At 55.2% G+C, this 20,519-nt stretch carries 13 protein-coding genes; 3 read left to right on the plus strand and 10 right to left on the minus strand.

The genetic code is table 11. From position 1 onward, the window contains the following. Nucleotides 1-66: 66 nt before the first annotated feature. From SV7mr_RS15000 to SV7mr_RS15020, 5 genes are all read right to left on the minus strand, one after another. Nucleotides 67-1,143 carry a WD40 repeat domain-containing protein gene (locus SV7mr_RS15000; protein WP_419187417.1) on the minus strand — a complete coding sequence of 359 codons (1,077 nt, stop codon included), beginning with the start codon at nucleotides 1,141-1,143 and terminating at the stop codon, nucleotides 67-69. Between the two features lie 346 nt (nucleotides 1,144-1,489). Continuing rightward, entirely contained in the window at nucleotides 1,490-2,284 is a 795-nt protein-coding gene (locus SV7mr_RS15005) for a hypothetical protein (protein ID WP_145273742.1), read from the minus strand. Beyond that, complete coding sequence (gene fhcD, locus SV7mr_RS15010) at nucleotides 2,281-3,231, minus strand: formylmethanofuran--tetrahydromethanopterin N-formyltransferase (protein ID WP_419187418.1); 951 nt, start codon at nucleotides 3,229-3,231, stop codon at nucleotides 2,281-2,283. The genes SV7mr_RS15005 and fhcD overlap by 4 nt, the downstream gene beginning before the upstream one ends. Then, nucleotides 3,228-4,916 (minus strand): formylmethanofuran dehydrogenase subunit A, encoded by a 1,689-nt coding sequence (locus tag SV7mr_RS15015; RefSeq protein WP_145273745.1) that lies wholly within the window; start codon nucleotides 4,914-4,916, stop codon nucleotides 3,228-3,230. Before SV7mr_RS15015 ends, fhcD begins: the two co-directional genes overlap by 4 nt. 9 nt (nucleotides 4,917-4,925) lie before the next feature. Next, nucleotides 4,926-5,786, minus strand: a complete 861-nt coding sequence (locus SV7mr_RS15020; protein WP_145273748.1) for a hypothetical protein — start codon at nucleotides 5,784-5,786, stop codon at nucleotides 4,926-4,928. A 680-nt stretch (nucleotides 5,787-6,466) separates the two neighbouring features. Here SV7mr_RS15020 and panB point away from each other — a divergent pair. Both panB and pepF read left to right on the plus strand, forming a co-directional pair. Next, complete coding sequence (panB, locus tag SV7mr_RS15025) at nucleotides 6,467-7,300, plus strand: 3-methyl-2-oxobutanoate hydroxymethyltransferase (RefSeq protein WP_145273751.1); 834 nt, start codon at nucleotides 6,467-6,469, stop codon at nucleotides 7,298-7,300. Nucleotides 7,301-7,448: 148 nt separating this feature from the next. Beyond that, nucleotides 7,449-9,269: an oligoendopeptidase F gene (gene pepF, locus SV7mr_RS15030; RefSeq protein ID WP_145273754.1), complete on the plus strand. Its 1,821-nt coding sequence runs from the start codon at nucleotides 7,449-7,451 to the stop codon at nucleotides 9,267-9,269. Between the two features lie 86 nt (nucleotides 9,270-9,355). Here the strand turns inward: pepF and SV7mr_RS15035 are convergent, their stop codons facing one another. The 4 genes from SV7mr_RS15035 to rsgA all read right to left on the minus strand — a co-directional run bounded on the left by SV7mr_RS15035 (nucleotide 9,356) and on the right by rsgA (nucleotide 16,716). Next, entirely contained in the window at nucleotides 9,356-10,615 is a 1,260-nt protein-coding gene (locus SV7mr_RS15035) for a hypothetical protein (protein ID WP_145273757.1), read from the minus strand. A gap of 360 nt (nucleotides 10,616-10,975) precedes the next feature. Then, nucleotides 10,976-11,884 carry a hypothetical protein gene (locus SV7mr_RS25450; RefSeq protein ID WP_419187419.1) on the minus strand — a complete coding sequence of 303 codons (909 nt, stop codon included), beginning with the start codon at nucleotides 11,882-11,884 and terminating at the stop codon, nucleotides 10,976-10,978. Nucleotides 11,885-12,234: 350 nt separating this feature from the next. After that, nucleotides 12,235-15,354, minus strand: coding sequence for a CRTAC1 family protein (locus tag SV7mr_RS15045; protein WP_419187420.1), 3,120 nt, complete (start codon nucleotides 15,352-15,354; stop codon nucleotides 12,235-12,237). A 213-nt stretch (nucleotides 15,355-15,567) separates the two neighbouring features. After that, the gene (rsgA, locus tag SV7mr_RS15050) at nucleotides 15,568-16,716 is read right to left on the minus strand and encodes a ribosome small subunit-dependent GTPase A (RefSeq protein WP_145273766.1); all 1,149 of its coding nucleotides are present in this window, start codon (nucleotides 16,714-16,716) and stop codon (nucleotides 15,568-15,570) included. Between the two features lie 436 nt (nucleotides 16,717-17,152). Here rsgA and acs point away from each other — a divergent pair, with 436 nt between their 5' ends. Further along, the gene (gene acs, locus SV7mr_RS15055; protein ID WP_145273769.1) at nucleotides 17,153-19,108 is read left to right on the plus strand and encodes an acetate--CoA ligase; all 1,956 of its coding nucleotides are present in this window, start codon (nucleotides 17,153-17,155) and stop codon (nucleotides 19,106-19,108) included. Nucleotides 19,109-19,279: 171 nt separating this feature from the next. On the opposite strand, the gene mqnE is transcribed toward acs, so the two are convergent. After that, a complete protein-coding gene (gene mqnE / locus SV7mr_RS15060; protein ID WP_145273773.1) occupies nucleotides 19,280-20,425 on the minus strand; it encodes an aminofutalosine synthase MqnE in 1,146 nt (381 codons plus the stop codon). Nucleotides 20,426-20,519: the final 94 nt, after the last annotated feature.

Here is a 20,519-nt window from a genome sequence, read left to right on the forward strand (position 1 = left end):
CGGCAGACATTAAATGTCCGCCAAGTGAACGGTCTGCAATCTTGCGAACCAACCCCATCCGAGGACTCAGTTTGTCCCTTTCTCAATCACCGATGAGCGACCATCGGGTGATTCCACGCCACTGAGTTCCCAGCGACGAAGCGTCGCGTCGAACCCGCCAGAGAACAGCAAGTTTCCGCTGCTGGTCATCGCGGCGATCGATCCCTGATGCCCGTTGATTTGTTCCACGATCTGTTCTCGCTGCATATCAACAATGCGAATCACATCATCGCTTCCAGCGACAGCCACATGGCGATCGTCCAAAATCCGAGCAGAGAACAGTTGCCCGGTCGAAACAGCAACCCGCGCCAACTCGGCCATCGTCTCTGTATCAAACAGGGCCACCGTACCGTCTCTGCCGGCTGAAACAACGACCGATGATTCATAGGCAAAGTTCAAACTGTTGATGCGTCCTAGATGCAACTCCACCGATCGAATCTGATTGCCCTGCTCTAAGTTGATCAGATGCAAGTAACCATCACGGCCACCAGCCACCAGCAGTTTTCCATCATCACGAAACGCCAACGATCGGAGATCTTTACTGGGACACTTCACCGTGCGGTTGACGGTATTTTGTCCCTCCTGTTCCAATAAGTAAACTTGGCCGTCAAAGTCACCGGCAGCGATGGTTTGCCCATCGGGAGAAAATGCGACGCATGACAACGCGGGCACTCCCTCGACTTTCCTAATGACTTTGTAATCCGCCTGGCAGTCGTAAACCAACATTCGTCCATCGTTGCCGACGCTGATCAAACGCTCACCGGCATCATCGTAGGCCAATGATTTGATGAGATCCGTATGTCCCGTCAGCGTCTTGGATAAGTCCATCTCAACGACGGAAAGAATCCGAATGGTATGATCGTCGCAAGCCACTGCCAGTGTATTGCCGTCGGGAGTCACCGCAACGGACTTCACCATCACCGACACCTCAGCGCGGAGACTGGACTCGATCTGCACGACGAGGTTCGACAGGACCTCAACTCCCTGGGGAACCTGCACCGGGTTGTCGGTGGAGATGGCTGACTCTTGGGCAAACGCCGAACCTGCCAGCGCGAAATGAATCACCAACAAGCAAGCCATCATCCCTCGACGTGCAGACGTCATGGCGTGTTGTTGGTTCGTTTTCGCTGGTCCTGATCGTCGCTTCATTGCACTCGCCGGGGCGATTCCGTTCTTTTTTCGGTGCTTTGTTGCACCACTTCTGGGCGCGCAGAGACACACAGCCCGCGCGGCAGATAACCTTTCGTTCATCGGCAACCGCTGGGGCGCTGCATGACCGCAACGACCCGAATTCTCTACGGAACCCGAAAACGAGGGCAAATGCTAGCAAACGGGAAGGCCAGTGGCGGGGCTGATGTAGGGGAATGCCCTTACCATGGACCGAATTCAAGGCCACGCGTTTGCCGCGAGGCCAACGAACAGACACCCCGCGAGAGAGACCAACGAGCGATCACACAGGATCGTTCGCTGGAAAGATCACTTCCCCCAATCCGCCGACACTTCGGTCAGCGCGCCAGCGTCGCAGCGGCGACCGAATCAGCCGTTCAATCGGAGCACGCTCGACCGTGAACTCCATCAGGTTGAGAAACCCGGCGTCGAAAGAAACTGCGGTGCTCAGCCGTGCGGCCAAGTGCTGAGCCAAGCTTGGTTGATTGAGCGCTTCCAAGGGACGGGTCAACACGATTGTTCCTCGCCGCATGCCGACGGCGATGGACGGCCCATCCAGTTCCCCTTGGACCAAGAGAGTCCCGGCAATCATGGACGCCGCCAGGTTGCGTCCCACATTTTGGTTCACCTGAATCAAACCACGTCGCATTCGATGGCCACAGTAATCACCAGCACTGCCATCAACCTGAATCACACCGCCGACCATCCCGGCTTTGGCGCCAGGTGCGGGTCCACCCAGGGAATCTCCAACACTGCCATGCACCACGACTCGGCCGCCCTGCAACCCGGCGGCCACATGATTTCCTGTGTCACCATGAATCAGAAACTCGCCCTGATCGTGATAACTGGCCAGCGCATCAACGCCCTGCAAATGCCCGTGGACTTCGATTCGATCGACGGCCGATGGTTGCAACTGGACGTCGAACAGTTCGTCCAGCAAAACCGGTGCGCCGTCCGCGTGCAACATGATCTGGCCAGCCCCCGATTCGAGTTGCTCGCGCAATCGACGTCGCGTGAGATTGCGTGCGTCGATCTGAACAGCTTCGTTTGACTTTCGATTTAGGATCCAGTGCGTCATGCCAACAACTGATGCAAGTGAAAGTGGTGCCGACCGAGTTTGCCGCCATAATTGCCAGCGCTGATCGCGTTGAGCCCCTTGCCACCGGCCAAGTCACATGCGGCGTGAATGCCGGCTTTCGTCGCTGCGGCAATCGCATCAAAGCTAAGACCGTCCAAGACAATTTCCAGCACGACGTTATCCTGCTGCGAGAGTTCGCTATCAACGATCCCGCGCAAGGTCGGACAGTAGGCGTCATTGGTTGATGCGATTAACGCAGGATACTTAGAGCCGACCTTCGATCCACTGCGCACCACACCGCCGGGAAAGGGTGTGATGACATCCGGCATCATCGCGATCGCATCCACGGCGGCTCTTGAAGCTGCACTGACCGCTGCAAAGTCGCTTCCGAGCAGCAAAAAGTTACCGCCGCCAATGCCGCCTACACGCGCACCATCGTGCTGGCAGATGAATTCACCATCCATCACTGGAATGCGCCAATAGCGTGTCCCCTTCGTGAGCTTGCTAATCTGATTGCCGTCACCAAAGAAACGCAGTGTTTTTCCTAAGGCAAAGGTCTTTGCATCGTCATGTTCACTTGCCACGATCCCGTTGAACAGGGCGGAAGAGGGACACGTCAAAACACACTGACCGGCACGCTTCACGATCTGTTTCTCAAGATCGCCGCCGGACATTGCAAAGGCCAGGATTGCCACACCGGGTCGACCGTCCGGCGTTTCCTCTGGTGAAAGGATGCTTTCGATATCAATTTCAATTTTGCAATCGATGACGCTGGTTCCAAAGCCGCTGATGGCCTGGCCGGCTTGCAGAGCCCAGTAGGGGTCGGCCGCCGTGATGACAATCCGAGTGGCCTTCATATCAAACGCTTCGGCAAACGTCGGCGCGATGCGAACTTGATTAATCCGCAGCGAGTCCTCATTCACTTGGCTGGTGGGATGATCGATCATGCCGTCCGCCTCCGTGTTGACGCTTCAATGGGGCTGCCCTGTAAAAACTCAGCCCACTGATCATCGCTGATCCATAGGTGTTGCATGTCAAAGGTTGATCGTTCGTTGTACCGTTGACGCAGTTGGTCAACATTAGCCGAGTCAAAGTCCAGCGAAGCATGAATGGCACGATGCTGCAATCGACTTGCCGCTGCATAGTCCAACCTGGTTTCGCCGTCGGTCCCCGCAGAGGCCACGACGGCCCCCTGAGCAAGCACAGACTGCGGAGACCGGAACATGGCCTCCAAATTGTCTTGCCGTTGATAGACAACCACATCTGCAGCCGCGCCTTGACTCAATCGGCCGTGATCCTTCAAACCCAAAATGTTTGCGGGTGCACTGCGTGTCATCACCGCCAGTTCATGCAATCCATACTCTCGTTCGATCCCGGACAACGAACTGGCCGCTTTGGCATCGGGATGCAACTCTGCCAGCGCTGTCTCGCGCAGACTTCGATCAGCAAGCAACCCAATCAAATGCGGGTACGCAGTGAACGGTGCTCCGTTGGGATGGTCGGTCGTCAGAAAGACGCGACTGGGGTCATCGATCATCAAAAACAATTCTAAACCGATGGCCCACTGCAAGGCATTGACATACTGTTTGCGACGGTAGCGAAACGGAACCACTCCGCAACCCGCTTCGCATTCAACGTCGACAATCGCGGACTTCTTGGGCGTCGCATGCAAGCGATTGGCAAACTGGTGAGCGGCGTCCGCGCTGACAGTCACCGTTTGCCCAAACATGACCTGACCGACGTCGATGGTCACGTTGGGATGTTGATTCAATGCCTCTGCCAACTGCACCGCTGCTGAGGACATTCCATGGTCACTGGAATCATCGTAACTATGGAATTGAGCGTGCGTCAGGTGAATCGGAAAGCCATCGGCCGCTTGAATCGTCGCCAGAGTCGAGCGAATGTTGCCAGGCACCCCCAGGTTGCTGCAATGAACGTGCAACGGATGGACAAGCCCGATTTCACTGACCGCGCGTGCCAGCGTGCGAATCACATCGGCGGGCGTGATGCCATAGCGAGGATGGACTTGATCGACATCCAATTCGCGCTGGCCAAACTTAAACGCATTGATACCGCCCGCGTTGACCACTTTGACCGCTAGGGATCGAGTCGCGGTGACCATCCAAGCCACATAATCATTGATCAAGGCTTGCGGCGCCGATTCACTGATCAAACGCAACAGCAAGTCGTCGTTGCCCAGCAAACAGAAGCCGCCGGTGGTCAGCCCCGGCATGTCAGCCATTTCGGCGTGCGCTGCTCTGGCATTACAGGGAATCATGGCGGGTTCAAAACCAGCCGTGTAACCCATCGCTAGATAACGCTGCGCCGTGACACCAGCGCTAGGCAACACTTCGTACTCGGCCGCGGCGATTGCGTGCTGTCGCGTTTCGGCATCAATCTGATCCTGCAACAACATGCGGGCAATCGACAATTTGCCGCCACCGATGTGAGTATGCAGGTCGATGCCACCCGCCATCACCACACAGCCGCTGGCATCAATGCAGCGATCCGCTTGTTGAGCGGTGAACGAATCCATCGCTGCGATCTGCTTGCCGTCGATCCACAGATCGCGAACCTCATCGACACCGCTGGCGGGATCGATGACGTGACCTCCTTGTATCAATATCTTCATCGAGATGATCTACTTTTCGTCTGCGGCTTTTTTCTCATCGGCGTTTTCCTCATTGGGTGCGTCACCTTTTGCGTCCGCTTTGTCTTCATCAGCGGGATCGTCTTTGGCACCGCGTTTGCGTGGCCGCTTGGCCTCCGGCTGCTCTGTTTTGAAGACACGATCGGTTGTGATCGTGATTCGGTCAGCGCGAATTTGATTCACTTTGGGAGGATTGTAAAACCCAGCCACGGTCACTTTATCGTCGGCCTTGGCAAGAGTGAGATCGTTAAACCGGACTTCCCACTTTGTTTGCTCATTGACTGGGGCTTGCAAGCGATACTTGCCGGCTTGAACCAGCATCACTCCATTGCCGCTAATCCCGATCAACTTCCCAACGACTGATTTCTTGCCAGCCACACCCTGCTGATTGGCTGGCTGATGGCGATCTCCGTAAACCCCTGGGGTGAATTGCTCACGCTCTTGACCCTGCAGTTGTTTGGGATTCACTTGATTGAACAGCGTCACCACCTGGACTGGCTGAATGGGCAACCCGGTGGGCCCCAGGTTGACCGCAAAACGTACCAACATTCCGGGCCGCAAAAAACTGGGCTCGGCTTCGGCGACGAAAGAGAATGAAGTCAGACGTTCCGGAGGCAGCACCATTGCCTCGGTGCCATCGTCCTTGGTCACCATGATCACCCCCCGCTGAAAGCCCTTGAGCTTTCCCGTAAAGTTGGTGATCTCGTTGGCAGGCGTCGCTCCAAAGGCCTGCTGAGCCCCAGGAGCAGCTTGATTAAATGCGCCCTGTCCACAGGAGGTCGAAGTGATCGCAGCGACCAGGGGAACGATCGTCCAAATGAATTTTGATTTTACAGCAGCAAATCCGGGCATCGGGAGACTCCGTACAGAAATGCGAATGAGGGAATCGTGCTTGCGATAAGACGCTGATTTCGAAGGACTCAGAACCAAAGATTGGATCGTGAACCGCCGCCTAATGGGTTGGGATCAAGCAGCCAGCGAAAACATCGTGAGGGCAAATCACGCAATCAGGGGATAGGAGGAAGGGAAGAGTTGTTGGTGAAACGCGTCACAGGCTGGCGAATTCAACGTGGTGGCGGCAAGCCCCACTCTCAGAGACTTCTCTTTCGCGCAAACCACCAGTCCGTGGCACCGGTCTGAGGCACCGCGACACGCCAACCCAACACATCAGCACTCTCGCTCTGCCCCTAGTTTAATCCGAAAGCGATCCATTTGGACACACGGGGTGTCCAAGCATTCGAATTCACATGGCGCGGCCACAGTGCAGACCGAATTGCAATTCTGTGAGCCGATAACCACTGCGTGAGCCGATAACCACTGCGTGGGCCCCTTCCATCTGGGGGTGAAACAAGCCGCACTGAAAAGCTGTTCGTGACAGATCATCCCCAGCACAATAAGAACAACCGTCTCTCCCTAACAGGGGCTGACCTTTGCCGGGTTACCGTTTGACGAACTGTTGTGATAATAGAGCTCGACGACGGCCTCAACTGGCCCTTCCTAAAGACGTCTCCAATCAAGGCAATACGTTTCCGATGAGTGAAGCAAGGCAAAACAGCGCTGCAGAGACCACCGCCAAAGTGCCCAGAGTCACAACCAAGAGTCTGCAGCGGAGCCGGGAGCGAGGCGAAAAACTGACGATGCTGACGGCATACGACTTCCCCACCGCAAAACTGCTGGATGAAGCGGGCATCGACCTGCTGCTAGTGGGTGATTCGCTGGCGATGGTTGTCGGTGGACATGAGACCACGCTACCGGTGACGATGGATCAAATCCTCTATCACGCGGAAATGGTCGGTCGCGCTGCGAAACGTGCCATGGTGGTGGTGGACCTGCCTTTCCCTGAAGGCCAACTGTCAATCAACCGGACGCTTGAGAGCGCCGCTCGCGTCCTCAAAGAGACTCAGTGCCACGCCGTGAAACTTGAGGGCGGCGCCGAGCAAGCCGAGCGCATCAGTGCTCTGGCGACTGCCGGTATCCCCGTGATGGCGCATGTCGGGCTGCGTCCACAAAATGTACATCTTGATGGCGGGTACCGAGTCCAACGGGACCAGCAACGCCTGGTTGATGATGCGTTGGCGGCGGAACAAGCCGGCGCGTTTTGCGTTTTGATTGAATGCGTTCCACCGGCGATCGCCCAGGCAATTGACCAAGCGGTTGCTGTGCCCACCATTGGGATCGGTGCTGGGAACCAAACCACCGGGCAAGTGCTTGTCACACACGATATGATCGGATTGACCACTGGATACACTCCTAAGTTTGTTCGACAATTTGGAAATGTTGGCGAACAGATTCGTGCCGCGGCGACAGAATATCGTGACGCCGTTTGCAGCGGAGAGTTTCCAGCTGAAAGCGAATCGTTTAAATAGTCGCCCTTGGCAGGATGCAGTCGTTTGGCACAATCGTCCTGCATGGGTGCAGATCAGCCAGCCGCGTCGAGTCGCTTGACACCTCGTCGCGCACCTTGAAGTTCTTTCCAAGTCTCCTGAACCACTCAAACTCTCGTAAAGGTTTTTGATGTCTTCCGAATCTGCTACCACTGCCACGCTTTCGCTTCCCAAACGATCAGAAGTTGCTGCGGCGGACTGTTGGGATCTATCAAGTTTGTTTGCGTCGGATCAAGAATGGGAAACCCTGTACAGGGAACTCGAAGGCAAAGTCGCCGGCTTTGAGTCCTTTCGTGGCAGACTTGGCGAGTCAGCCGAGACGCTGCTGGAAGCCATGGAATATGACTCGGTGTTTTCACGTGATGCCGAACGATTGGCGATTTACGCGTTCTTAAAGACCACCGAAGATCAAGGCAACAGCGACTATCAAGGCATCAAGTCGCGGTTTCAGAACCTGGCCGTCAAAGCCAACCAAGCCGCCAGTTTCTTCTCGCCAGAACTGTTGGCGATTGAACCTGAAGAAATGCAGGCTTTGGTTGACGATCCCAAGCTAGCCGGTTACAAACTGCAACTGCAGCGATTGCTTCGCCAACGTGATCACACGCTCAGTGACCGTGAGGAACGCCTGCTGGCAATGCAAGGTGAAATGTCAGGAGCAGCGGGCAACGCCTTTCGACAACTGAATGATGTCGACATGAAGTTCGGCACTTTGGACGACGGCCATGGCAACCAAAAAGAACTCTCACACGCTACCTTCAGTGAGTTTTTGATCAGCCCCGATCGCTCGGTTCGTCGCAATGCGTTCCACCAGTTCTATCAAGAGGTCGCCGATCACGAAAACACGCTGGCAGCAACATTATCAGGCAGCATTCAACGCGACATCTACTACGCTCGCGCACGCAATCATGAAGGCTCGTTGGCTGCGGCCCTTTTCCCTGACAACGTGCCTAGCGACGTTTATGACAACCTGATTACAGCCGTCCGGAACTCTCTGCCGAACGTTCATCAATACCTTGATGTGCGACGTCGCAAGATGGGGCTCGATGACATCCATCAATATGACACCTATGTGCCCATTTTAAGTGACATGACAAAGCATCACACCTGGGACCAGGCTGTCGATGTGGTTGTCGAGTCACTGCAGCCGCTGGGCAACGAATACGTGACGACTCTGGAGCAAGGCTTGCGCACTCGCTGGGCGGATCGCTACCCCAACAAAGGCAAACAAAGCGGCGCCTTTAGCTGCGGTTCGTTTGACGGCGACCCGTATATTCTGATGAACTTCAAGCCCGACGTGCTGAACGATGTCTTTACACTGACGCACGAAGCCGGTCACTCGATGCACAGTTGGTACTCGGCCAGCAACCAGCCGTTCCAATATTATGACTACACCATTTTTGTGGCCGAAGTCGCCAGCACGTTCAACGAACAACTGTTGACTGAGCACCTGCTCAAAAACGCTGCCGATGACAACGAACGTGCCTATCTGATCAACAATGAACTCGACAGCATTCGTGCCACCGTGGTGCGGCAGACGATGTTCGCTGAGTTTGAGAAGATCACACACGAGATGGCCGAAGCCGGTGAGCCCCTGACCGTTGCCTCGTTCCGCCATGTGTATCGCGAACTGCTAGACGCTTACTTTGGTCCCAATTTTGTTGTCGATGAAGAGCTGGAATTGGAGTGTTTCCGCATCCCACACTTCTACCGAGCCTTTTATGTCTACAAGTATGCAACGGGTCTGAGCGCCGCGGTGGCCTTGTCCCGACGCGTCTTAGGCGGTGGAGAGGCCGAGCTAAACGACTACTTGAATTTCCTGAAAGGCGGTTGCAGTAAAGACCCGTTGGACCTGCTGAAAGATGCCGGCGTCGACATGACCACGCCGCAACCAGTCGAAACCACCCTGCAGCGATTCAAGGAATTGACCGAAGAGCTAGATCGCATTCTCTAGGCCCCGAAACCGTGGCGAACGCCAAAACGGCTGATGGGAAATGCGTGGCTGACCGCTGATGGGCGGTCGACTGCCGGGAAGGGAGGTCAGTTCATTCGCACGGCGGACAGAAATCCGAAGGGACCGCCAAAGAACTGGCTCACTCGCAACAACGCCATGACGTTGACAACCTTGCCTTTTTCCGGCTCCAAATACTTTGCGTCGATGCCCTTCCTGTTCAAACGTTCTGAATTCAGAAAGTCCAATGGCGGATCATCCAACAACTTTTTGACATTCAAACCTAATCCCGGCTCCGCATCGCGAAATGCAAATCGCAGCAAGTCGCTGGAAAGGACGCGTTGACCTTTAAGCATCAATCCCACTTCACGCATCATTTCCAACCAAGCGTCAATTTGCTGATCGGACAGTGGCAATCCAAGCTGATCCGTTTGCCCTGGCTTGGGTAGCCATTCGAAATCGTCGTCTGTTTCGGCGCGGATGTGACTCCAAGTGGTTTGGTTCAGATCACACACGGCCACAAAATGCAGTCTCATGCGACGTAAACGCGGTGGATCGACAATGGTCGCACCAAGCACCTCCTCGTCGGCTTCGGCCCGAATGCCATCAACCTTCGGAAAGATCTCAGCGATTCGTGCTTCAAAACCCTGGCCTGCATCGACGGCTCGATAGGCTTCCACCATTCCGGAAAGCAGGTGGCAATAGGCTCGCAACCAATCAACATCGCCGCGATCGAAATGAACGCGAAACTCTGGGTTCGCCTTTTCCAGGCCCAAGCGGCCTCGATTGAAGTGCACCAAAAGATCGATCAACTTGGTCTTTTTCTTCCCTGTCCCTGTAAAGTCAAACTGAATCGCTGCCAGACGCAGCGGTAGTTTGACATCATCATCGGTGATTTCTCCCAGCGTCTGGTTCGCGCGGCTCAGGTCGTGGGCGAAAACATCCAAGATGCGACCAACCTCCTGATAACTGATTGTTGCTGGTTGATCGTTCTTGGGCACTGGCAAACGCAGGAAGGGCTGACGAGCCTTCTCAGAAATGGCTCCGTGCTCATGAAGGGCAGCACCGAGGTTCTCGATGGCCCGTGCAAACTGAATCACTCCAAGACCAAAGCGAACTTGATCATTGCCTCGATCTTTATCGAGCGCCAACAGGCAGGCCGTTTCACCTTCAGCGAACGTGCCCTCGTGCAAGAATTTCTCGGCCAAAGCGGGCTCAGGCAATTCATCGGCTTGGGCAGTTCCGGCAAACAGGCCGCAGACGAAGATCGACACCCCAGCGACCAGCAGCAACGCCAGGCTGTGGTTGGACTGCAGAGACACCGGCCGACAGCGGATCATACGAAACATCACACACTCCCTTTAGAAAGACAAGGAATCAATAGAACGGACTGATTCACAGAGCCCATTGGCGGACCAGGCTTTCGTCCAATAAGTCCAGTTACTTGAAAAACCTTGCGGCAGTTTCAGGGATCGAGAAAATTTCGCAAAAGACGCACCGGGCAGAAGACAGCCGCAGAGGCTGATGGCAACCGGAAAACCTTGGCGTGCCGGCATGCGAGCTGGCGAAAGAGAATGCGAGGCGAGCTCGATTTTGACCAAAACGCCGACGCCAATGACAAAAGCAGGCTGCTGTGAGGCAACCGGCTTTCGTCGGATGCGACGTAGCGCTTCGTCGCATGTTATGATAAGGAGAGTCAATCGAAGGCGTTACGCGTCTTCGCCGGAGCCTTGTCCGCGAGCACCACCTCGACCTCCACGTCCGCCTTGCCCCTGTCCGCCAGGACCACCTTGTCCACCGCGTCCTCCACGGCCGCCGGCACCAGGTCCACCTTGGCCGCCACGACCAAAGCCGCCACGCTGAGGGGCTTCAAAGGGCTTGCCCTTCATCTTTTCAAGCTTCTTTTTCTGATCAGAAGACAGCACATCCATCACTTCTTCTTCGTTTTTATTGCGAATGTCTTCAAAGGCTTTCTGGATGGCTTCGCGATCGTTGCCGGCTGTCTCACGCAGCTTCATGAACTGATCACGCATGCCTTCGCGTTGAGCTGTGAACTTCTCTTCGATTTCCTTCTGCTGAGAATCGGTGATTTTGATCTCTTTCTCAACACGTTCCATGGTGATGGCCCGAATGCCAGCCATCTGAACTTCAATCTGTTGCAAGCGTTCCATCTGCTCTGGGAACAAGATTTCTTCTACCTCTGAACTTGCTTTTTTGGCAAACTCCTCGGCTTGCTCTCGCATTTTTTCCATCGCTTCACGCAACTTCGCTTGGTTTTCTTCGCTACGATCGCGGAAGTCCAAACCTTCAGGGCGTTCGAAGCGAGGCCGTTTTTCGCCGATCTTCTTCAACGCTTCTTGTTGGTCGGGCAGCAAATCAATCTCTTCACGAACTTGAGGGATTTGCAGCAAACCCATCACTCCGCCACCACCACCGGGACCGCGGCCGAAACCACCACCGGGACCGCGACCGCCCTGGCCACCAGGACCACCTTGGCCTCCGGGACCACGCTGGAATCGACCTTGTGGACGTCCGTCTTCTTGTGCAGAAACTTCAGTCACCATCAAGGCAACGAGCGCTGCGAATAGCAAGGCCATGGGCCCTTTTGTAATCTTCATTGATCCTGTTTTTCCCGGCGAATTGGTAGAAAAGTAATTCTTGAAAACCAGCCTCTGCTGCCCCGCACTCACCTTCAGTGAGTTACCCACAAATCCAGAAACCAGTTGCTGTGTCGCGTGCCTTCCTGCGAATCGAAAGCACATCCTGAAGACGAATTCGATCGACCGAAGTCTGATCCAAGGTCCAAGCGAAACCCTTGAACACCTCGCCTCGTCACGGTGATAAAACCCTGCAGCTCGTTGCAGGTTTCACACGGATCGAAACTTTTCCGCGGAATTTAAGAAAAAAATGAATCCGAGCTCCAACGGCCCGGTTTCAGCCGCATTGTCAACACACCTCACGCCAGCGATCACTCCCGTTGTGACTCCACCCAGGGAGATTGAGACTGAACGACGGTGTATCGTTTCCCGAGCTTCAACCCATCGAGTTGCTGGGTTTGACCTCCCGGCCAAAAGATCGTGACCTGAGCGGGCTCATCAAGATTACCAACACCGAAATGCAACACCGGTTCGTTGTTGCACATGTAACCATCGCCAGCGGTTTGCCACTGCCAGTGCTCTTCGCCAGCAAGCGTCACCCGAACGCGAGCACCAATCGCATCGCGTTCACACTCGATCCCAATTAAACGAATTTGGATCCAGTTGCCCGCCTGAGACTCATTTTGCAAAACGCCGACCGGATGATGCAAGTCATTGGTCACAAGGTCGAGATCACCATCATTCTGAAAATCGAAGACGGCAACGGTGCGCCCTAACGATGGTCGCTCAAAGAACGGTTCAGCACCATGCTGTTTCAAAAGTGAAAAACCAGCCGGGCCACCTTGAAACAGCTGGTGTGGCATGCGAAACGGCTTGCCCTCATGTTCAGCATTAAAGACATGCCCATTGAGAACCACCAAGTCCAGCCAACCATCATTGTTTAGATCGGGAGCCTGTGTTCCAAAGCCCAACACTTCACGGGATGGCTTGGCGAGCCCCATCGAAATCGCTTCATCATTGAAGGCGCCACCATCGGTTTGCATGTACAGCGCGACAGGTTCGCCAAGAAAGTTGGTGACATGCAGATCTAAGGTACCGCTGCGATCGAAATCACCCGCCGCGACGCCCATACAAGCCTGAGACTCGCCAGAACGTCCCACGCTACAACCGAGCAGCGTCCCACTTTCAGACAACTCAAACCCCGCGCCGGTTGCGTTTGAGCTTTGCCAAAAGGGATTCAAATCGCCATCGTTGGCCACAAAGAAATCGTTGCCCGCTCGGCCATCAAAATCGGCCACGACCAAGCCAAACCCCAACGTCGGTTGCTCGGCCATCTGCTGACAAACCGATTCCCATGGCTTGAACGCGCCCGTTGCTGTACTGCGATACACTCGATCAGCCGCCTTGCGAAAATCCTGTGGCTGGCAATCCAAATAGTTTTCGGTGCAGGTTCGCGTCAGCACGCGTTGATCAGCAAGATCAATGTAATTGATTTCAATCAGATCCGGTAACTGGTCTCCGTCGCAATCGGCCAAGCCAAGCGTCGAAGTCCAATTTTCGCCGCCCTTGGGAAGCAACTCGCTGGCCTCACGAAAGGTGCCATCGCCTTGATTCAAATACAGCACGTTGGGGCCGATGTTGGCGACCAGTAGATCGGGAAACCCATCCTGATTGAGATCGCCCACCGAAACGCCTTGAGCGAAATGCCGATCGCCAGCATTCGCAGCGTTCTTGGTGTCAATGAACCGCTGATCGCCAAGATTACGAAACAGCTCGTTGGGGAGTGAGTCGTTGACTCGGTCAGGCCTTCCGCCAGACTGTCCCAAATAGAGATCACAATGGCCGTCCAGATCATAATCAAACGCCGCAATGCCAGCACCGTTGACTTGATACGGAGAAAACGGCTTGCCAGTTTCGGGGAAACCACACACATATTGGCTCTTGAGCCCCAGCGATCTCGCAGCCTCTTTTAAAGCAATGGGAAATGCGGACTCGTCAGCGATTGTCCCGCCGGAGCCCTCTGTCTTTTCATTGCCCTTGGCCAATAACGGCTGAAGATCAATCTGCAACTTGGCTTGACCGCTAAGCCCCGTCGTTTTTGCTAAACGAGTGCTGGCAATGGCGGATGCGTTCTGTCCCGTTTGCCAACGAATGACATACTGTTCTTTCTGCTCGATCTGCTGCATCGCTGCGGCACGTTGGCCGGGTGCCAAAAACTGTAACGCCACGACCGACCACCCCAGTGATTCCCAAGGACGCACTTGATCAAACAAACTGGCCGCGATCTGTTCAGTCTGCTGATCGTCTGCGTCTCTGGCGAAGCGATACATGCGATCAAGTTCCGCCAGTGTTTTGCGTGCCTGTTCTGCTTGCTCGTTGCGATCAAGACTGTCCCAGCAGGCGATCATTGACCGCAGGGCGCCTCGATTGGTCGGATCGCCGAGCATGGCTTTGCCAAAGGCCGACACTGCTGGCTGATACTGTTTCTCGGCCAGCAGCCATTCCCCCAGCGCCACCCAATATTCCGGATGTTGATCGGTTCCAGCAGGGACTCCCTGCAACCATTTTGGAAGTGCGTCGTATTGCCCGTCGTTGGCCAACAAGTAACCTTCGAACGCGGCCGCTGCTGGACTCTGGGGAACGTCTTGGCGTGCCTGACGAACCAACTTCAGGACCCCTTCCAACGGCGTGCGTTGAAACAACTGCATGCGGGCCTGACCGAGCAAAAACAGATCAACGTCAAGACGCGGCAGATAGCCCTCGTAGGAGACCAATGCAAACGGCCCGGTCAAATCAATCAAGCTTAACAGTTCGTTGCGAACCACTGAATGCGCTTTAATCAACTCAATCACATGCTGCCGAGATTCCCAGCGTCTGCCTTGACTGTTGTAATACTGAGCCGACAAGCGATGTGCGACCACATTCTTGGGTTGCTGTACTAAAGCGTCTTGCAGGAGCTTTTCCGCTTGGCGAAACTGACCGGCCACCAGATGCAGATCAAAACCTTCTCGGATCAATTGGTCAACGGCTTCGGAGGCGCGTTGATTCTCCATGGCAGACTGCAGGGCAAGCTCCACGTAACCGGCTCCCTCTTGATACCGCTTGGTGGCTCGACAGGCAGCAATCATCATCCGCACGGTGTTTGCGTCGTCGGGATGAGAGATCAATTCTGCTCGCAACAATTCAATCGCCGCCGCGGCGTTGCCTTGGGACAGCAGTCGCTCCGCCTGAACCCGGTTGTTCACCCAATCATCGGTGGTCGCAGTTTCCGAATCATCCAGCTGACTGTTCGCCGTGGAATCGGAATCCACAGCTTGCGGGTCCATCCCTGTTTCCGCTGGTATTGATGAATCACAGCCCGCCAAAAACGTCCCCAGCAAGACGCAACCGAACCACAACGAAAACGCGGCAGCGCGACACGACGATGAATTTGGCCGTCGACGCTCACCTGAAGGAAAGCTCATTTCGGTGATCGCAGACAGGACTGACATGGGAAAACGCAATCGGAAAAGACTCTTGCGGTACAAACGAACAAAGACAACGGAGCGCGAAGAAGACCACTGGGCGCGAAGAAGACCACTGGGCGGAACCATCGACCCGCGATGACTGCAACCAGCGACTCACTCCAAGCGGACTGTTATTCTAACTAAAAAAGGTCAGCCCTGCGTTCTAATGCAGCCCACGATCGGTCCGCAAATCGGTGCTTATTGCTTGAGCAGGTCATCTTCCAGCAAGTGGCAGTAAGCGTCGTACCTGCGGGCGTCAATCCGACCGTCGGCAACTGCATTTTTCACCGAACAATCGTCTTCGGCCAAGTGCAGGCAATTGGCGTAGCGACACTGGCCAACGTAAGGACGAATGTCAGGCATCAGTCCCGAAACCTCTTCAGGACTAATATCCCACAATTGGAACTGCCGGATCCCAGGCGTATCAAACACTGCGCCGCCGCGCGGATCGGTGATTGGAATCAACTGAGCCGAAGTTGTCGTGTGCCGGCCTTTCTGGTTGTCACGACTGACTTCCGAGACCGCCAACCCCAGTCCAGGCTGGACGGCGTTTAACAAACTGCTCTTGCCGACCCCACTTTGTCCGGCGACGGCTGTCTGTTTGCCAGCGAGAAGTTCACGCAGAGAATCAATGTTCACACCGCTCTGGGCGCTCGTGAACAAGGTTCGATATCCCATTGACGCATAGACGCCGACGAGTTGCTGCAAGGTTACCGGATCCACAAGATCACACTTATTGATGATGATCACGGGACTTAGATCACATTGCTCGGCGGACAACAAGAAGCGATCGATCAACACCGGCTTCAAACTGGGCATGGCTGCACTGGCAACAATCAGCAAATGATCGACGTTGGCCGCGATCACATGCTGTTGCCCTCGACTGGTCCGACTGATCACACCGCGTCGTGGATCAACGTGTTCAATCATTCCGGTTGATTCGGTTTCCATTCGCACACGGACGCGATCTCCGGCGACAACGGTTCCCCGTCCGTCAATGCTAAGCGACTTTAACACTTGGCGAATCGAACATTCCAGACGCTGGCCATCATCGGTTAACACGGTGTTGGCCAAGCCATGGGCGCGAAGCACGCGTCCGGCGACCAAATCAACCGCCCGCGACGGATCATTTTCGTGGTCTTTGAGCTGCGAAACGGTCCGTTTCCGCGTCAAATCTCCTTTGCCACTGACGCGTTCACTCTGGCGAACGTCAGCCAGCGAATCCTGTTCGCCCTGATTGAATTCCCGCGTTAAGTCGCCATCGCGCACTCGGCCCTGATAGCGTTTGCGAAAATTAACGCGTTCGCCTTTGGATGGATTCTTTCGATTCGATTTCTTTTTCCCCATGCACAAAGTCTACCACGACCGCCCCACCCTCACTCAAGGGCACCTTGCATTCGGCGCGGCAATTGCCGTGGCTTTTACCAGTGACTTCCTCCGCCAATGCGCTGCACCAACGCATTTCACGATCGCGAGCGACGGGTTCAATCGAACCAACCGGAATGGTCTCGCTGGGACGCAATCACGGTGCTTCCCTGACCGACAGAGCATTGCCGAGGCAGATCGCATGTCTGTGCCGAAGACAAGGCAGCCCACCAGCTAAACACTGCCCCCCCCGCCGAGCACTCCCCCCCCACCACTGATGGTGAACAGCGCCGCGAGAGTTTCCATGCGAAGACAACACTCAATTTTTGGTCGCGTATGGCTTGCGAAGCGACATTACGCTAGACTTACCGCCCACTATGTGCCCAAACTTCTTCCCTAGAATGTTTTCATATCATCGATGACAGACCCCGCATCCGGTCAGATCGACCACGTCCTGGACGAAACCCGCCTTTTCCCGCCACCGGCCGAGTTCACCGCCAAAGCCGTGATCTCCAGCGAAGAGCAGTACCAGGAACTTTATAACCGCGCGCGTGATGACCGTGACGGTTTCTGGAAAGAGCAAGCGTTAGAACACCTGCACTGGTTCAAACCGTTTGATCAGGTCTGCCAATTCGAAGCACCGCATGCCGAGTGGTTTGTTGGTGGGGAAACCAATGCCAGCTACAACTGCGTGGATCGCAACATTGACCTCGGTCGTGGCGACAAACCGGCAATCATTTGGGAAGGAGAACCGGGCGACACTCGTACACTGACTTACAATGAACTTCGTACCGAAGTCTGCAAGTGTGCGGAAGCCCTGCTGGAGCTAGGCGTTGAAAAAGGGGACGTGGTCAGCATCTACATGCCGATGACTCCCGAACTGGCCATCGCCATGCTGGCTTGCGCTCGGATCGGCGCCATTCACTCGGTGATCTTCGCTGGTTTCAGTGCCGAGTCCATCGCCGATCGCAACCAAGACGCTTCTGCAAAACTGATCATCACCTCCGATGGTCTTTATCGTCGTGGCAAAGTGCTGCCGCTGAAAAAGACCGTTGACGAGGCCTTGGAAAAGTCACCCAGCATTCAAACGTGCTTGGTCCTTCGTCGCGTTGGCAACGATGTGCCAATGACCGAAGGCCGCGATGTCTGGTGGCATGATGTCGTGGACAAGCAACCCGGCGAACTTCCCGCCGTGCCCCTGGACAGCGAGACCACGCTCTTCATTTTGTACACCTCCGGTAGCACTGGGAAACCCAAAGGCATTCGCCACACCACTGCTGGATACAACCTGTGGGCGAACCGAACGTTCCAATGGGTCTTTGATCACCGCGATGACGACGTCTATTGGTGTACCGCCGACTGCGGCTGGATCACCGGACACAGCTACATCGTCTACGGTCCCATGTCGGCAGGGGCAACCTGCTTGATGTTTGAAGGCGCCCCAAACTACCCGGCTGAAAATCGCTTCTGGGAGCTGGTGGAAAAGTACAAAGTCACCATCATGTACACCGCTCCGACCGCGATTCGCGCGTTCATCAAATGGGGCGACGAACATGTCGACAAACACGATCTGTCCAGCCTGCGATTGCTCGGCAGCGTCGGAGAAGGCATCAATCCCGAAGCCTGGATGTGGTACCACGAGAAAATCGGCGGCGAGAAATGTCCAATCGTTGACACGTGGTGGCAAACAGAAACCGGCGGCATCATGATGAGCCCGCTGCCAGGCATCACTGCGACCAAACCGGGCTCGTGCACTAAACCGTTGCCTGGCGTGATTCCTGTGATCCTGGATGAAACCGGTCATTCCGTCGACGCAGAACATGGTGGCATGCTGTGCATTGATCCGCCGTGGCCGGGAATGCTACGAGGCGTCTGGGGCGATGAAGAACGCTTCGTCGAAACCTACTGGGCAACCGTCAAAGGCAAGTACTTGACCGGTGATAACGCCCGCTGCGATGCCGACGGCTATTACTGGATCATGGGCCGCATCGATGATGTGATCAATGTCTCGGGACACCGCTTGAGCACGATCGAAGTCGAAAGCGCTCTGGTCAGCCACGAAGCGGTCGCCGAAGCCGCCGTCGTCGGGCGACCCGACGACATCAAAGGTCAAGCGATTGCTGCCTTTGTCACCATTAAAGATCGTGAACCCACCGAGGAACTGCGTCAAGAGCTGCGAATGCACGTGCGGAAGCAGATCGGCGCTTTGGCTCAACCGGACGAAATTCGCTTCGCAGCCGGTGTACCGAAGACTCGCAGTGGCAAAATCATGCGTCGCCTGCTGCGTGACATCGCCGCAGGTCGCGAATCCGCTGGCGATACCAGCACACTGGAGGACTTCAGCGTCTTGGCATCACTTCGCGCTGAAGACTAACCGGCGTGCCGCCAGAACTTGATCGATCACCCACCCAGTGTGCGTCTAACGCCACTGGGTTTTGTTTTGGCAACCTCTCACTCCAGAAAAGGGGACAGATCGACATGTTGCAAGCGTTCACCCTGGGGATCCAGCGAGGCTTCAACCTGGTTTCGCTCGCACGCGTCTTCGCTAAACGCTTGCACCGACAGGTTCGCCGCTACTCCAGCGAGTGAAGTCCTGCTGATCGCGAACCACATGATTGTAAACGGTGTCGCGTTCGATGGGGTCACGACCGGCTTCACTGATCAAGTGCTTGATGTAGTCGACACTCAGACTTTGTGGCGTCGTGGCACCTGCATCGTGATAGATCAGTTCGTGACGCACCGTTCCGTCGATGTCATCGGCACCGTAAGCCAAGGCTGCTTGAGCGGTTTCAATTCCTAACATGATCCAGTAAGCCTTGATGTGCTGGACGTTGTCCAACATCAATCGACTGACGGCAACGGTACGCAGGTCCATCAGCGCAGAAGGCTTTTTCAGATCCGACAATTTGGTGTTTTCGGGGTGAAACGCCAGCGGAATAAAGACTTGGAAGCCACCGGTTTTGTCTTGCAAGTCCCGCAGCCTCAAGAGGTGGTCGATGCGGTGATAAGCCTTTTCAACGTGGCCATACAACATGGTGCAGTTCGTTCGCAGACCGACTTCGTGGGCCGTTTGGTGAATCTGCAACCATTGGTGAGTGTCGGCCTTGTGTTCGCAAAGCTGGTCACGCACTTCAGGGTGGAAGATTTCAGCTCCACCACCGGGCATGCTACCTAGTCCGGCTTGCTGCATGTCTTGCAGCACCCACTGCTTGGTTTTCTTGGTTTGAAATTCAAACCAATTGATTTCAACGGCTGTCCATGCTTTGAGATGAATCTGGGGATAGTTGGTATGCAGCAGTTCGATGATGCCGCGGTACCATTCATAAGGTTGCTTATGATGCAATCCGCCAACGATGTGCATTTCGGTGCAACCATTCTCGGTCGCTTCTTGACCACGGGCCAGGATTTGCTCGTCCGACATCAGGTACCCTTTCGGATCCCTCAAGTCACTTCGGAAAGCGCAGAATCGGCAGCGGTACACGCAGACATTGGTTGGATTGAGGTGCGTGTTGATGTTGAAGTACCCGACGTTCCCATTCATCCGCTCGCGCACCAGGTTGGCAAGCTGCCCCACTTCTTGGAGCGGAACTTCCGGATCATAGAGAAACAGTCCATCGTCCAATGTCAGACGCTGCTGGTTTTCGACCTTGTCGCGAATCTCACGAAAACGGGCTGCGTGTTCGGCCTTCATGCTGTGATCTCAAATCTCAATGCGATTGCGTAATCAGCGAGCGGTCAGTGAAACGGCGGATGCCTGACACCACTCCGGAAACGATACCAAGGGG

The organism is Stieleria bergensis (genome assembly GCA_007745635.1).
GTDB classification, from domain to species: Bacteria; Planctomycetota; Planctomycetia; order Pirellulales; family Pirellulaceae; genus Stieleria; species Stieleria bergensis.

Excerpts from the sequence above, each read along its gene's own strand:
- SV7mr_RS15000 (WP_419187417.1), bottom strand. The coding sequence starts at position 1,143 with ATGACGTCTGCACGTCGAGGGATGATGGCTTGCTTGTTGGTGATTCAT.
- SV7mr_RS15005 (WP_145273742.1), bottom strand. The coding sequence starts at position 2,284 with ATGACGCACTGGATCCTAAATCGAAAGTCAAACGAAGCTGTTCAGATC.
- fhcD (WP_419187418.1), bottom strand. The coding sequence starts at position 3,231 with ATGATCGATCATCCCACCAGCCAAGTGAATGAGGACTCGCTGCGGATT.
- SV7mr_RS15015 (WP_145273745.1), bottom strand. The coding sequence starts at position 4,916 with ATGAAGATATTGATACAAGGAGGTCACGTCATCGATCCCGCCAGCGGT.
- SV7mr_RS15020 (WP_145273748.1), bottom strand. The coding sequence starts at position 5,786 with ATGCCCGGATTTGCTGCTGTAAAATCAAAATTCATTTGGACGATCGTT.
- panB (WP_145273751.1), top strand. The coding sequence starts at position 6,467 with ATGAGTGAAGCAAGGCAAAACAGCGCTGCAGAGACCACCGCCAAAGTG.
- pepF (WP_145273754.1), top strand. The coding sequence starts at position 7,449 with ATGTCTTCCGAATCTGCTACCACTGCCACGCTTTCGCTTCCCAAACGA.
- SV7mr_RS15035 (WP_145273757.1), bottom strand. The coding sequence starts at position 10,615 with ATGTTTCGTATGATCCGCTGTCGGCCGGTGTCTCTGCAGTCCAACCAC.
- SV7mr_RS25450 (WP_419187419.1), bottom strand. The coding sequence starts at position 11,884 with ATGAAGATTACAAAAGGGCCCATGGCCTTGCTATTCGCAGCGCTCGTT.
- SV7mr_RS15045 (WP_419187420.1), bottom strand. The coding sequence starts at position 15,354 with ATGTCAGTCCTGTCTGCGATCACCGAAATGAGCTTTCCTTCAGGTGAG.
- rsgA (WP_145273766.1), bottom strand. The coding sequence starts at position 16,716 with ATGGGGAAAAAGAAATCGAATCGAAAGAATCCATCCAAAGGCGAACGC.
- acs (WP_145273769.1), top strand. The coding sequence starts at position 17,153 with ATGACAGACCCCGCATCCGGTCAGATCGACCACGTCCTGGACGAAACC.
- mqnE (WP_145273773.1), bottom strand. The coding sequence starts at position 20,425 with ATGAAGGCCGAACACGCAGCCCGTTTTCGTGAGATTCGCGACAAGGTC.